Source organism: Ectopseudomonas composti (assembly GCF_900115475.1).
Classification (GTDB): domain Bacteria; phylum Pseudomonadota; class Gammaproteobacteria; order Pseudomonadales; family Pseudomonadaceae; genus Aquipseudomonas; species Aquipseudomonas composti.
This window is the reverse complement of record NZ_FOWP01000006.1, coordinates 105,455-118,435: the sequence shown is the minus strand read 5'-3', so window position 1 is coordinate 118,435 and position 12,981 is coordinate 105,455. Positions and strand designations below refer to the sequence as shown.

Genomic DNA, 12,981 nt, shown 5'->3' with positions numbered 1-12,981 from the left:
GAATCAGACCGCGCTGGCGACGCGGCCCTGCTGACGGCGCACACGCCAGGCGCGCCAGAACGGCAGCACGATCATCACTGCCACCAGGCCCCAGACCACCCAGGTGATCGGGCTGGCGAACAGGATACCGATATCGCCGCTGGACAGGGACAGTGCGCGACGCAGGTTCTGCTCCATCATGCCACCGAGGATGAAGCCGAGAAGAATCGCCGACAGCGGAAAGTCCAGCTTGCGCAGAACGTAGCCGAAGATGCCGATGGCGATCATCAGGTACAGGTCGAAGGTGGTCGCATGCACCGCGTACACACCGATGGCGGTGATGATCGCCACCGCCGGCACCAGCGCCCAGTAAGGCACGGCCAGGACCTTGGTGAAGATCTTGATCATCGGCACGTTCATGATGATGAGCATGATGTTGGCGACGAACAGCGACGCGATCAGGCCCCAGACGATGTCCGGCTGGTTCTGGAACAGCAGCGGCCCCGGCGTGATGTTGTACAGCGTCAGCGCGCCGAGCATCACCGCAGTGGTGCCCGAGCCTGGCACGCCGAGGGTCAGCATCGGCACCATGGAGCCGCAGGCAGCCGCGCTGTTGGCGGTTTCCGGTGCGGCCAGGCCACGCAGATCACCATTGCCGAACTTGTTGTCCTTCACCGCCAGACGCTTTTCGCTCATGTAGGAGACCGCGCTGGCCAGCGTCGCCCCGGCACCCGGCAGCACACCGAGGACGAAGCCGACCACGCCGCTACGCAGGTTGGTGGCGAGCACGAAGCTGCCCTCCTTCACGCTGAACAGCATGCGCCCGCTGGCCTTGATCGCCTTCTGCCCATGATGGGTACGCTCGAGCAACACCAGCAGCTCGCTGACCGAGAACAGCCCCAGCACCAGCACCACGAACTGAATGCCATCGGCCAGCCCCAGGCTGCCGAAGGTGAAGCGATAGACACCGCTGTTGGCATCGATGCCCACGCAAGAAAGCAGCAGGCCGATCAGTGCCGCAACGGCCGTTTTCAAGGGTTTGTTGCCGGCCATGCCAGCCAGGCAGGTGATGGCGAACACCATCAGCACGAAATATTCGGCAGGGCCGAACGCGACCGCCCACTTGGCCAGCAGCGGCGCGAACAACACGACGCCAGCGGTGGCGATCAGGCCGCCGATGAACGAGCTCCAGGCCGACAGGGACAGTGCGACACCGGCTTGGCCCTGGCGGGCGAGCGGGTAGCCGTCGAGGGTGGTCATCACCGCAGAGGCTTCGCCGGGGATGTTCAGCAGAATCGAGGAAATACGGCCGCCGTATTCACAGCCCAGGTACACCGCAGCAAGCAGGATCAGCGCGGTTTCCGGCGGTAGCCCGAGGGCGAAGGCGACCGGAATCAACAAGGCCACGCCATTGATCGGGCCCAGGCCAGGCAGCAGGCCGACGACCGTGCCGATCAGGGTGCCGCACAAGGCGGTCAAGAGGTTGTAGGGGCTCAGCGCCACGCCGAAGCCATGGCCGAGATAACCGAGAGTATCCATGGGTTCAGCTCTCCAGGGTCGAAAGGATGCCAAGCGGCAGCGGTACGGCGAGTGCTCTGTCGAACAGCAGGTAGAGCCCGATGGCCAACACCACACCGCTGATCAGGCAGTTCAGCCAGTTACCGCCATACAGACGCGCCATACCGATGCCGAACAGCACGCTGGCGGGAATGAAACCGAGCGATTCGAACAGCACGGCGTAGCCGATCATCAGGCCGAGAAAGACCAGCGCCTTGATCATCACTTCGCGGTTCAAGGGCGGCTCTTCGCCCTGCACGTCGCCGGCCGGCTTGAGCAGCAGTTGCAGGCAGCCAAAGGCGATCAGCAGCAACAGCAGCAACGGGAAGGCCTTGGGCCCGACCGGCTCGTAGGCAAACGGGGCGCTGTAGCCCCAGGCGAAAAATCCCAGGATGCAGCAAAGCAGCAGGGTCACCCCCGCAAAGATACGGTCATGCATGTGGATGCGCTCCAGAACGCTGCGCCGTCAGGGACGGCGCATGGGAACCTTGTTACTCGACCAGGCCGAACTCACGACCCAGCTTGCGGTACTCAGCAACCTGGCTTTTGACCAGCGCATCCAGCTCCGGTCCGGTCACGTAGTAGGGCAGTACATCGCGGTCGGCGAGGTAGGACTGGAAGTCACTGGAAGCGGAAAGCTTGGCGAAGCGTTCCTTCCACCAGGCGACGTCTTCCTCTTTCACATCCGGGCCGAGGAAGTAACCGCGAATCAGCGGCCACTGGATCTCGTAACCCTGCTCGCGAGCGGTGGGGATTGACGCCAGATCACCGTCCAGACGCTCTTCGCTGAAGATCGCCAGGGTGCGGATCTTGTTGCCCTCTTGCGCACGGATCTCGCTGGCACTGCCAGTGACCAGATCCACATGGCCACCCATCAGCGCCATGTAGTGCTCGGCGCCGCCCTCGAAAGCGGCATAACGCAGATCGCGCGGATCGACACCCGCAGCGCGGGCCAGCAGAGCGATCTTCATCCAGCCCTGACCGCCGACACTGCCACCACCTCCAACCACGATGCTTTTCGGGTCTTTCTTCAGCGCCTGCACCACATCGTCGAGATTCTTGTAAGGCGAGTCGTCACGTACTGCCAGGGTGCCGTAATCGTTGCCAACGGTAGCCAGCCACTTCACTGCGGTCTCGTCGAAGCGACCGTATTTGCCCAACGCCAGGTTCAGCAGCGAGGCGCCAGAGAAGGCCACCAGGGTGCCGGACTCTGCACGGCGGTTGGCGGCGATGGAGTTGTAGGCCACGGCGCCAATGCCGCCGGGCATGTAGGTAACGCGCATCGGCGCCTTGAGCAGGCCTTCGTCCTTGAAACCGGCCTGGGCCAGCTTGCAGGTCAGGTCGAAACCGCCGCCCGGTTTGCTCGGCGCGATGCACTCTGGACGGGAGGGTTCGCCCGCCAGTACCGAACCGCTGGCGAGCAATACAGCGAGGGACAGCGGCAGAATACGGCGGAGAGAGCAGGTGATCATGATGGGTTCCTCTTATTGGTCTTGTATGTACAGCCGATGCATTACCAGAGCGGCACGATATAACTCAGGATCAGGCGATTCTCGTCCAGATCACGAACGAAGCTCGACCGGTAGGTGGCGTTTCTCCAGGTCACCTTGAGATTCTTCAGCGGGCCATCGCCAAAGGCGTAAGCGATATCGGTATTGCGTTCCCACTCGCGCCCTTCGCCGACCGCCAGGTCGACCTGGTCGCCGCGTACATAGCGGGTCATGAAGGTCAAACCGGGCACACCGACCGTGGCGAAGTCGAAGTCGTAACGCAGCTGCCAGGAGCGCTGGTCAGGACCGGCGAAATCGTTGATCTGCAGGAAGTTGGTCAGGTACGGCGTGGCCCCGTTGACATAGGTGAAGCCATCGTCACCGAGCATCTTCTGGTAAGCCAGGCCCAGGGAGTGGCCCGCGACGCTGTAGGTGAACATACCGTTGATGACGCGGTTATCGATGTCACCTACCAGCTCTCGGCCAGCCTCGCTGTTGCTGAAGTAGCGTAGATCGCTTTTCAGCTTGCCAGGCCCCAGCGCCAAGGTGTGCTGCAGGCCGAGGAAATGCTGGCGGTAGACGTCGCTCAGTTCGGCGTAGTGATAGCTGGCGAGCAACTGCGGGTTGATGGCGTAGTCGACGCCAGCGAAACGCAGCTCGTCGCTCTCGGGGCTGCCGCCGAAACGACCGTTCTTGTTGTTCAGCGTCAGCTTGTCGGAGCCGGAGACATTGCGCTGCACCACGCGGTCGATCTCACCCAGGGTGAAGGTGGCGCGCTCAAGATCCTTGCTCTGCACCTGCCAGCCCTCGAACACCTGCGGCAGCAGACGTGCGTTGCTGTACTGCAGGTAAGGCATCTTCGGCAGCAGCGTGCCCACGCGCAGCTGGCTCTCGGCGAACCGCACCTTGCCGGTCACGCCCAGCTTGCTGTAGTCGTCCTCGGCGCGGTTGCGGCTATTGCGCGGCAGCAGGTCGGTGCCACTGCGATCCGGTGAGGAATCGAGCTTGATGCCCAGCATGCCGATGGCATCGACGCCGAAACCCACGGTGCCCTGGGTGTAGCCGGACTCCAGATTGAGGATGAAGCCCTGCGCCCACTCTTCGCGCTTGTTCTGCCCGGCGTTCTCGCGAAAGTCACGATTGAGGTAGAAGTTGCGCAGCTCCAGGCTGGCTTTGCTGTCCTCGATGAAGCCGGCTGCGTTGGCACCGATTGCAGGCAGTGCCATGACCGTCATACCAACGACGGAGCAGCTAAGGGATTTTTTTCTTGTCATTGTGGTTGGCCCTACGGGTGTGGTTGTAGTGAAACGAAATCAGGTGCCGGTGCGGCGCAGGCTGGGGATGTACACCTCGCCCGAGAACAGACGACGGGCCGTGCGCACCAGCGATGCGCGCAACTTCTCGGGGTTGCCATCAGCGGCAGGCTGCAGGGAAACCTCGATCTGCCCGCCCGGGTGCTCCAAACGCACCAGCGCCTCGCCTTCGATGGGCGCGATGTCCTGGGCGACGCAGCCGGGCAGCGCACAAGCCGTGGCCAGACCAATAGCACCAGTGGCAGCGACTGAGCGGTGGCAGTTGTGCGGCATGAAATAACGCACGCTCAGCGTGCCTCCATGACGTGCAGGCGCCAGCAGTACCGGTTTGGGGATGACCATCTGCGATACGTCGCCGAGCCCCATGGCCAGGCCGGCTTGCAAGCGAATGCGTTCCAGGCGTTGGAGAAAGGCGCTGTCGGCATCCAGTTCGGCAGGCGACTCGTAGCCGGTCTTGCCCAGTGCCTCGGCATGCATCAGCACCATCGGCATGGCCATGTCGATGCAGGTCACCTCGACGCCGTCGAACTCGTCACGGGCGCGGCCGGTAGGCAGCAGGCGACCGGTCTTGGCGCCAGCGGCATTGAGGAAGGTCAGTTTGATCGGCGCGGCAGTACCGGGCACACCGTCGATGGCGGTGTCGCCGTCATAGCGCACGCGACCGCCCGGGGTCATCACGTCGGAATCGACGAAGGTGTTGGTGTTGAGGTTGCGGATGCGCACCCGGGTCATCGGCGAACCGGCATTGACCAGGCCGTGTTCGATGGCGAAAGGACCGATGGCGCAGAGCATGTTGCCGCAATTGGGCGCCGTGTCGACGCGGCGCTGGGTAACCATGACCTGCACGAACAGATAGTCGACATCGGCCTCCGGGTGCGGCGAACGACTGACGATCGCGACCTTGCTGGTCTGTGGGCTGCCGCCGCCGATGCCGTCGATTTCCAGCTCGTGGCCCGAGCCCATCAGGCTCAGCAATACCTCGTCGCGCTGCTGCGGGTCAGTGGGCAGATGATTGGCCAGAAAGACCGGCCCTTTCGAAGTACCGCCTCGCATGAGTACACAAGGTACCGTCCGCATGATGCCTCCAACGCAATAAAACTGATGATTGTTGCTTTGCGTCGATTATGAGGAGCGAGTATTTATTCTGTAAAATGCATATATTTCGATATTTATTCCACTATACGCATTAATGCACACTCGTATTTCCTCGCTTGCCAGTCCTGAACGGAAAGACTAGGGTTCATTGCTAACTTTCAAACAAAAATACGCACGACTGATAACCCAAGCGCATGAATTACGAACTGCAAGACATCCGTGCTTTCGTGAAAATCGCCGAGTTCGGCAACTTTCACGAGGCCGCCAACGCCATCCACCTGTCCCAGCCGGCACTGACCCGGCGCATGCAGAAGCTGGAGGAAAGCCTCGGCACCCAGCTGCTGGACCGCACCACGCGGCGCGTCAGCCTGACTGCCGTAGGCCGGGATTTCCTGCCCAAAGCGCAGCGCCTGCTGGATGACTTCGAGCGTTCGATTCTCGGTATCCGCGAACTGGCCGAGCGCCAGTCCGGCCAGGTCACCCTCGCCTGCATCCCGACGGCAGCCTTCTACTTCCTGCCGACGGTGATCCGCACCTTCAACCTGCAGTACCCGAAGATCCGCATCCGCATTCTTGATCTCAGTGCCCATGAGGGGCTGGAAGCGGTGATCCGTGGCGAGGCGGATTTCGGCATCAACATGCAGAGCGGGCAGAGTGCAGAGATCGACTTCACCCCACTGGTCAACGAGCCCTTCGTGCTCGCCTGTCGGCGCGATCATCCCTTGGCCAAACGCTCGGAGGTGGCGTGGCGCGAGCTGAGCGACTATCGCCTGATCGGCGTCGGGCGCCTCAGTGGTAACCGCGTGCTGCTCGATCACGGCCTGGCCCATCTCGACTGGCGCCCGAGCTGGTTCTACGAAGTGCAGCATCTTTCGACATCGCTGGGCATGGTCGAGGCCGGCCTGGGTATCGCCGCCCTGCCCAGCCTGGCAATGCCTGCCGAGGATCATCCGATTCTGGTCAGCCGCCCGCTGGTCGATCCGGTGATCAGCCGAACCCTGGGCCTGGTGCGCCGCCGCGGCTCTTCACTGTCGCCAGCAGCCGAACAGTTCGTTGAAACCCTGCTGCGGCAATGGCCGAGCTACACCTCCATCGGTACCAGCAACCCTGCCGAACTCGACAACTGAGCCATTGCCCGGACCGGCGGCACACCCGCCGCCGGTCCGGCGCGCCTTCATCGCCAGCAGCCAAGCAAGACAGGCCGCCGAAAACCCGGATAATAGCGGCCATTTTGTTTCGCTTGCCGGTGCCGCTCCATGGAAATCAAGGTCAACTTTCTCGACAACCTTCGCCTCGAAGCCAAGTTCGATGACTTCACGGTGATCGCCGATCAGCCGATCCGCTACAAGGGCGACGGCTCGGCGCCGGGGCCGTTCGACTATTTCCTGGCCTCCTCAGCGCTGTGCGCAGCCTACTTCGTCAAGCTGTACTGCCAGACGCGCGACATTCCCACCGAGAACATTCGCCTGTCGCAGAACAATATCGTCGACCCGGAAAACCGCTACGCGCAGATCTTCAAGATCCAGGTCGAGCTGCCGGCGGATATCTCCGAGAAAGATCGTCTGGGCATCCTGCGCTCCATCGACCGCTGCACCGTGAAGAAGGTGGTGCAGCAGGGCCCCGAGTTCATCATCGAGGAAGTGGAAAACCTCGACGCCGATGCCCAGGCGCTGCTGATGCCGGTATCCAAAACCACCACCTACATTCCGGGCAAGGATCTGCCGCTGGAGCAGACCATCGCCAACATGTCGGGCATCCTCGCGGATCTGGGGATGAAGATCGAGATTGCCTCCTGGCGCAACATCGTGCCCAACGTCTGGTCGCTGCACATTCGCGACGCGCAGTCGAACCTGTGCTTCACCAACGGCAAGGGCGCCACCAAGGAGAGCGCTCTGGCCTCGGCCCTGGGCGAGTTCATCGAGCGGCTGAACTGCAACTTCTTCTACAACGACCAGTTCTGGGGCGAGGACATCGCCGCCGCCGAGTTCGTCCACTACCCCAACGAGCGCTGGTTCAAGCCGGGGCCAAAGGACGCGCTGCCCGAGGAGATTCTCGACGCGCATTGCCTGGCCATCTACAACCCGGATGGCGAGCTGCGTGGCTCACACCTGTTTGATACCAACTCCGGCAACACTGTGCGCGGCATCTGCTCGCTGCCGTTCGTGCGCCAGAGCGATGGCGAGACGGTGTATTTCCCGTCCAACCTGATCGAGAACCTGTACCTGTCCAACGGCATGAGTGCCGGCAATACCCTGGCCGAGGCCCAGGTGCAGTGCCTGTCGGAGATCTTCGAGCGGGCGGTCAAGCGCGAGATTCTGGAGAACGAGCTGTGCCTGCCGGACGTGCCGCAGGACGTGCTGGCCAAGTACCCGGGCATCGTTGCCGGCATCCAGGGTCTGGAGGAACAAGGCTTCCCAGTGCTGGTGAAAGACGCATCGCTCGGCGGTGAATTCCCGGTGATGTGCGTGACCCTGATGAACCCGCGCACCGGCGGCGTGTTCGCCTCCTTCGGCGCCCACCCGAGCCTGGAAGTGGCGCTGGAGCGCAGCCTCACCGAACTGCTGCAAGGCCGCAGCTTCGAGGGCCTGAATGACCTGCCGCAGCCGACCTTCGACAGCCTGGCGCTGACCGAGCCGAACAACTTCGTCGAACACTTTATCGACTCCAGCGGTGTGGTGTCGTGGCGCTTCTTCGGCGCCACGCCGGACTTCGAATTCGTCGAATGGGATTTCTCCGGCGAAGGTAGCGACTCGAATGAACAGGAAGCCGCGACCCTGTTCGGCATCCTCGAGGACATGGGCAAGGAGGTATACGTGGCCACCTATGACGACCTCGGCGCCAACGCCTGTCGCATCCTGGTGCCGGGTTATTCGGAGATCTATCCGGTCGAGGACCTGATCTGGGACAACACCAACAAGGCGCTGCTGTTCCGCAAGGACATCCTCAACCTGCACGCCCTCAGCGACCGCGAGCTGAAGTCGCTGCTGCGCAACCTCAATAACAGCGAGGTCGACGACTACGCCGATATCGCCACGCTGATCGGCGTCGAGTTCGACGACAACACGGTGTGGGGCCAACTGACCATTCTCGAGCTGAAACTGTTGATCAACCTGGCGCTGAACAAATACGACGACGCCAAGGAGCTGGTCGAAGCCTTCCTGCAGTACAACGACAACACCGTCGAGCGCGGTCTGTTCTACCAGGCGGTCAATGCCGTGCTGGAAGTGCAACTGGACGATGAGCTGGAGCTGGCCAACTACGAGCACAACTTCCGCCGCATGTTCGGCAGCGAGCGCATCGATGCCGCAATCGGCTCGGTGGACGGCAGCGTGCGCTTCCATGGCCTGACGCCCACCAGCATGAAACTGGAAGGCCTGGACAAGCACCTGCGCCTGATCGACAGCTACAAGAAACTGCACGCCGCGCGCGCCAGGGCGGCGGGGTTGGCCAGCTAACGCACGGCCCGCGCCGAATCGCGGGGCTCCGCCCTAGCCCGCCGCTTGTGCGACCTCCTGCACCTGACGGCGGAACCAGCTGCGCAGCGGATCAGCGTGGGTGCGCTCATGCCAGATCTGCATCACCTCGACGCTCGGCAACTCCAGCGGCAGCGGATGCATGCGCAGCTCAGGGTCACGGGCGACCGCCTCCTCAGCCAGAGAGCGCAGGCAGGTGAGCAACAGATCACTGCCTCGTAGCAGGCGTGGCGGCGCGACGAAGCTGGACAGCCCGGCAGCGATCCGCCGCTGCAGCCCTCGTTGCTGCAACGCCCTGTCCACCAGACCCTCGAGATCCCCCGTCAACGTGGTGATCAGATGCTCGCAGGTGACAAAGCTCTGCAAGTCCAGGCCATCTGCGAGGCGCGGATTGTCATGCGCGGCGAGCACGACGAAGTCCTCGCTGAGCAGACGCTGCTGATGGAAAGTCCCCGGTAGGTCTTTGTAGAAGCCCGCGATGGCCAAATCGCAGGTGCCCTTTTCCAGTTCATCGCGGGGCAGTTGGCCGCGGGTGTTGTGGGTGACCAGCACCAGGTTCGGCGCATGCTGACGTAGAACCGGCAGTAGCCTGGGCAGCAGGGTTTGCTCGATGTAGTCCGTGCTGTAGAGATGCAGGCGTTCGACACGACTCAGAAAGTCCTGACCATCACAGCGCTCGTAGAATCCCTCCAACTCGCCCACCAGGCGCTGGACCTGCGGCGCCAACTCATGAGCCCGGGGCGTCGGCGTCAATCCTCGCGGTGCACGCACGAACAGCGGATCACCGAATTGATGGCGCAACTTGTTCAGCTTGTGGCTCAACGCCGGCTGACTGAGCGCCATGCGCTCAGCCGCCAACGAGGCATTGCGCTCCTGATAGAGCACATGGAAGACCAGCAGCAGATTCAGGTCCTTCTTGGCGATATTCATTTTTTGAATTCCTGAAATAAACGCTTTCGAATTTTCGAATCATATCGACATGCCTAGGATGGCACCTGAAAACCTGTTGCCCACTGGAGAACAGCATGACGATCGGTATCTTCGCCACCATCACGCCTCACCCCGAGCACCGTGAAGCAGTCGAGCAGGCGCTGCGCCTGATGGTGCAGCACTCACGAGCCGAGGCCGGCAACCTGCGTTACGACCTGTTCCAGCGCGATGACGGCCTGGCCTTCGACCTGTTCGAACTTTACGTCGACGCAGCCGCCATCGACGCCCATCGCCAGAGCAGCCATTACCAGCACTACCGCGCCGCGACAGCCGGTTGGCTGAGCGCACCCACGCAAGTGCGCGTGGCCAATGCGCTGGACGTGGCGCCCCTTTCCCAATCAGGAGAATGATCATGAGCAAGAAGACCACCCTAGCCGTCGCCGTTGCCAGCACCCTGCTTGCCGGCAACGCCCTGGCCGCCGGCAAAGGCGAAGTCCTGGTGCTGTTGTCGAGCGAAACGCAACTGTCCCTCAAGGATGGCAAGCAGTACACCACCGGGTTTTATCTGAATGAATTCGGTGTGCCGGCCGACCGCCTGCTCAAAGCGGGCTATGAGCTGGTACTGGTGACACCCAAGGGCAACGCGCCGCGTGTCGATGAGACCTCGGTGACCGCGCAATACTTCGGCGGCGACGAGCAGGAAATGCAGCGCATCCGCACCCTGGTGGAAAATCTGCCAGGTATCGACGACACGCTGTCGCTCAAGGAAGTACTGGCGAGCGATCTGGACCGCTACGCCGGCCTGCTGATTCCCGGTGGCCATGCGCCGCTGATCGACCTAGCCAATAACCCCGAGGTCGGTGACCTGCTGCGTCACTTTCACCAGGCTGGCAAGCCGACCGCCGCCATCTGCCACGGCCCGATCGCCTTGCTCTCGGCACAGCGTGACCCGGCGTCGTACCAGGCGGCGTTGGCCAGTGGGGAAAAACCGGCAGCCAACGACTGGATCTACCAGGGCTACCGCATGACCATCTTTTCAACACCGGAAGAGCAGGTTTTCGAGCAATCGCTGCAAGGTGAACGAATTCTGTTCTACCCGGCCACCGCAATGGAAAGTGCCGGCGGCAAGCTGAGCTACGCCGAAGCCTGGGCACCCAACGTGGTAGTGGATCGTGAACTGATCACCGGGCAGAACCCGTTCTCCGACCATGCCCTGGGCGAGAAACTGGTACAGATGCTCGACGCCAACCGCCAGCAGGCACAGTAAACCACCAACCAGCAGGACGAGGCGCTACGTATCGTCCTGCTGGTTCACCGATGACCTCACCGCAGGCCGCATTAACCCCTACAATCGGCGGCATTCACATCCTTAGCAGGCGTGACATGCAACCAAATTTGCTCCCCTACCCCATCGCCGCGCTGATGCTCGCCGCCGGTTACAGCCGCCGCTTCGGTGCCGACAAGCGTCGTCTCGAGCTCGACGACGGGCGCTCGCTGCTGGCGGCCAGCCTGGCACTGCCCTGTTCGATGCTCGAAGAGGTCTGGCTGGTGCTGCGTCCGGACGAGACAGTCACGGCGTTGGGATTACCCGCGAGCATCAGGCTCGTCCAGCATCCAGCGACGGAGCAAGGCATGGGCCACAGCCTGGCCGCAGGGGCCGAACGGCTGCTGGCCGAATCGCGCGCTGACGCGGTGGCGATCTTTCTCGCCGATATGCCGCATATTCGTCGTGATACGTTAGAAACCCTGCTCGCCTACGCCAGCGCAGACAATATCGTGCTGCCCAGCTACCAGGGCAAACGCGGCCATCCAGTACTGTTCGGCCGTGATTTCTGGCCGCAGCTCGCAGCGCTGAGCGGTGATGCCGGCGCCAAGCCGGTGCTGCAGCAGAACCCTGAAGCCATGCGCATCGTCGAGCTCGACGACCCTGGCATTCTGCAGGACGTCGATACCCAGCAAGACTGGCAAAGCCTCAGCACACGCTGACCTCTCAGAACCTGTTCACGATCTGCTGCGCGTCGGCCATGCTACGTTGAAACCAAGCTCAAAATGCTCATTTACAGCTCGTAAACTGCGCTTTCTCGCCTGCTTTCCTTGCCTGGCTCTAGCTCGTGAGATCGTGAACAGGTTCTCAGTGCGGCTCCTTGCGGTACTCGGCGCCCAGCTCCCGCGCCAGAGCAATGAAATTGGCCACCTGCGGTGACTGGTGCAACTCGCGGCAAACCAGGGTGATCGGCGCGACCAGCCGCGGCTTGGCGTCGCGAATCGAGCGATAAGCCACGCTGTGCTCGTGGAAGCCACGCATCGATGCTGGCACCACGGACACCCCGGCGCCAGCGGCCACCAGGCTGACGTTGGTCAGCATGCGCTCCACCTCGAACGCCACATGCGGCTCAAAGCCGGCATTGCGGCAGGCCTGCAGGAAATTGGCGTACATCCCCGGCGCCCCAGGTCGGCGTACCAGAATCAACGGTTCGTCGGCCAGATCCTTCAGCGAAATTGCCCCTTTGCTCGCCAGCAGCCGATGCCCGACCGGCAGCGTGAGCACCAACTCTTCGTTGAGCAGGCGGTGATAGGCGATGCCCTTGGGGTTGCCCACGGGGGCCCGCAGAATGCCAACATCCACGTCGCCGCCACTGACATCGTCGGTCAGCTCCTGAGCATTGCCTTCATTGAGGCCGATATCCACCCCCGGATACAAATCCCGATAGCGCCGGATGATCCGAGGAATCAGTGGATGCGAGGCCGCCGAGCTGGTGAACCCGACGCTCAGACGCCCCTCGACGCCTTTGGCTGTACGCGCCGCCTTGAGCGCGCCCTGCGAGACCCGCTGGAGAATGTCGCGCGCCTCGCGCAGGAACACCTCGCCACCGACGGTCAGGTCGACGCCCTTGGCATGGCGGATGAACAGGTCGAAACCGAGCTCCTGCTCCAGCGCCCTGATCTGCTGGCTCAGCGGTGGCTGCTGCATGTTCAGGCGGGCCGCAGCGCGGGTGAAATGCTTCTCTTCGGCAACCATGACGAAGTAGCGCAGATGACGAAGTTCCATGCAGCCCCTTGGGGAGATTGGTAAGAGCCTGTTCAAAGTCTCGCGAGCTAGAGCCATGCAAGGCAAAAAAAGGCGAGGACGCGGAGTTTACGAGC

Annotated in this window: 12 protein-coding genes; 5 read left to right on the top strand and 7 right to left on the bottom strand. The window is 62.4% G+C overall.

What is annotated here, in order from left to right:
* Nucleotides 1-3 precede the first annotated feature (3 nt).
* The 5 genes from BM059_RS13030 to BM059_RS13010 are packed head-to-tail and all read right to left on the bottom strand — an operon-like array spanning nt 4 to nt 5,416.
* A complete protein-coding gene (locus BM059_RS13030; protein WP_074939137.1) occupies nt 4-1,518 on the bottom strand; it encodes a tripartite tricarboxylate transporter permease in 1,515 nt (504 codons plus the stop codon).
* A 4-nt stretch (nt 1,519-1,522) separates the two neighbouring features.
* Nucleotides 1,523-1,975 (bottom strand): tripartite tricarboxylate transporter TctB family protein, encoded by a 453-nt coding sequence (locus BM059_RS13025; RefSeq protein ID WP_074939136.1) that lies wholly within the window; start codon nt 1,973-1,975, stop codon nt 1,523-1,525.
* 52 nt (nt 1,976-2,027) lie between these two features.
* Nucleotides 2,028-3,008 carry a Bug family tripartite tricarboxylate transporter substrate binding protein gene (locus tag BM059_RS13020; protein ID WP_074939134.1) on the bottom strand — a complete coding sequence of 327 codons (981 nt, stop codon included), beginning with the start codon at nt 3,006-3,008 and terminating at the stop codon, nt 2,028-2,030.
* Nucleotides 3,009-3,049: 41 nt separating this feature from the next.
* Nucleotides 3,050-4,300: an OprD family porin gene (locus BM059_RS13015; RefSeq protein ID WP_074939132.1), complete on the bottom strand. Its 1,251-nt coding sequence runs from the start codon at nt 4,298-4,300 to the stop codon at nt 3,050-3,052.
* Between the two features lie 39 nt (nt 4,301-4,339).
* Nucleotides 4,340-5,416, bottom strand: coding sequence for a 4-oxalomesaconate tautomerase (locus BM059_RS13010; RefSeq protein WP_074939131.1), 1,077 nt, complete (start codon nt 5,414-5,416; stop codon nt 4,340-4,342).
* Nucleotides 5,417-5,628: 212 nt separating this feature from the next.
* Between BM059_RS13010 and BM059_RS13005 the strand changes: the two genes are divergently transcribed.
* Nucleotides 5,629-6,561, top strand: a complete 933-nt coding sequence (locus BM059_RS13005) for a LysR family transcriptional regulator (RefSeq protein ID WP_037001713.1) — start codon at nt 5,629-5,631, stop codon at nt 6,559-6,561.
* Between the two features lie 129 nt (nt 6,562-6,690).
* Nucleotides 6,691-8,889 carry an OsmC domain/YcaO domain-containing protein gene (locus BM059_RS13000; RefSeq protein ID WP_074939129.1) on the top strand — a complete coding sequence of 733 codons (2,199 nt, stop codon included), beginning with the start codon at nt 6,691-6,693 and terminating at the stop codon, nt 8,887-8,889.
* Between the two features lie 33 nt (nt 8,890-8,922).
* Here BM059_RS13000 and BM059_RS12995 read toward each other — a convergent pair whose 3' ends face one another.
* Complete coding sequence (locus BM059_RS12995) at nt 8,923-9,837, bottom strand: LysR family transcriptional regulator (RefSeq protein ID WP_074939128.1); 915 nt, start codon at nt 9,835-9,837, stop codon at nt 8,923-8,925.
* A gap of 95 nt (nt 9,838-9,932) precedes the next feature.
* On the opposite strand from BM059_RS12995, the gene BM059_RS12990 reads away from it, so the two are divergent.
* The 3 genes from BM059_RS12990 to BM059_RS12980 all read left to right on the top strand — a co-directional run bounded on the left by BM059_RS12990 (nt 9,933) and on the right by BM059_RS12980 (nt 11,823).
* Nucleotides 9,933-10,247 carry a putative quinol monooxygenase gene (locus tag BM059_RS12990; protein WP_074939127.1) on the top strand — a complete coding sequence of 105 codons (315 nt, stop codon included), beginning with the start codon at nt 9,933-9,935 and terminating at the stop codon, nt 10,245-10,247.
* Nucleotides 10,248-10,249: 2 nt separating this feature from the next.
* Complete coding sequence (locus tag BM059_RS12985) at nt 10,250-11,104, top strand: type 1 glutamine amidotransferase domain-containing protein (protein WP_074939125.1); 855 nt, start codon at nt 10,250-10,252, stop codon at nt 11,102-11,104.
* 116 nt (nt 11,105-11,220) lie between these two features.
* Nucleotides 11,221-11,823: a nucleotidyltransferase family protein gene (locus BM059_RS12980; protein WP_074939124.1), complete on the top strand. Its 603-nt coding sequence runs from the start codon at nt 11,221-11,223 to the stop codon at nt 11,821-11,823.
* A gap of 145 nt (nt 11,824-11,968) precedes the next feature.
* Here BM059_RS12980 and BM059_RS12975 read toward each other — a convergent pair whose 3' ends face one another.
* Nucleotides 11,969-12,886: a LysR family transcriptional regulator gene (locus BM059_RS12975; protein WP_037001726.1), complete on the bottom strand. Its 918-nt coding sequence runs from the start codon at nt 12,884-12,886 to the stop codon at nt 11,969-11,971.
* Between the last annotated feature and the right edge of the window lie 95 nt (nt 12,887-12,981).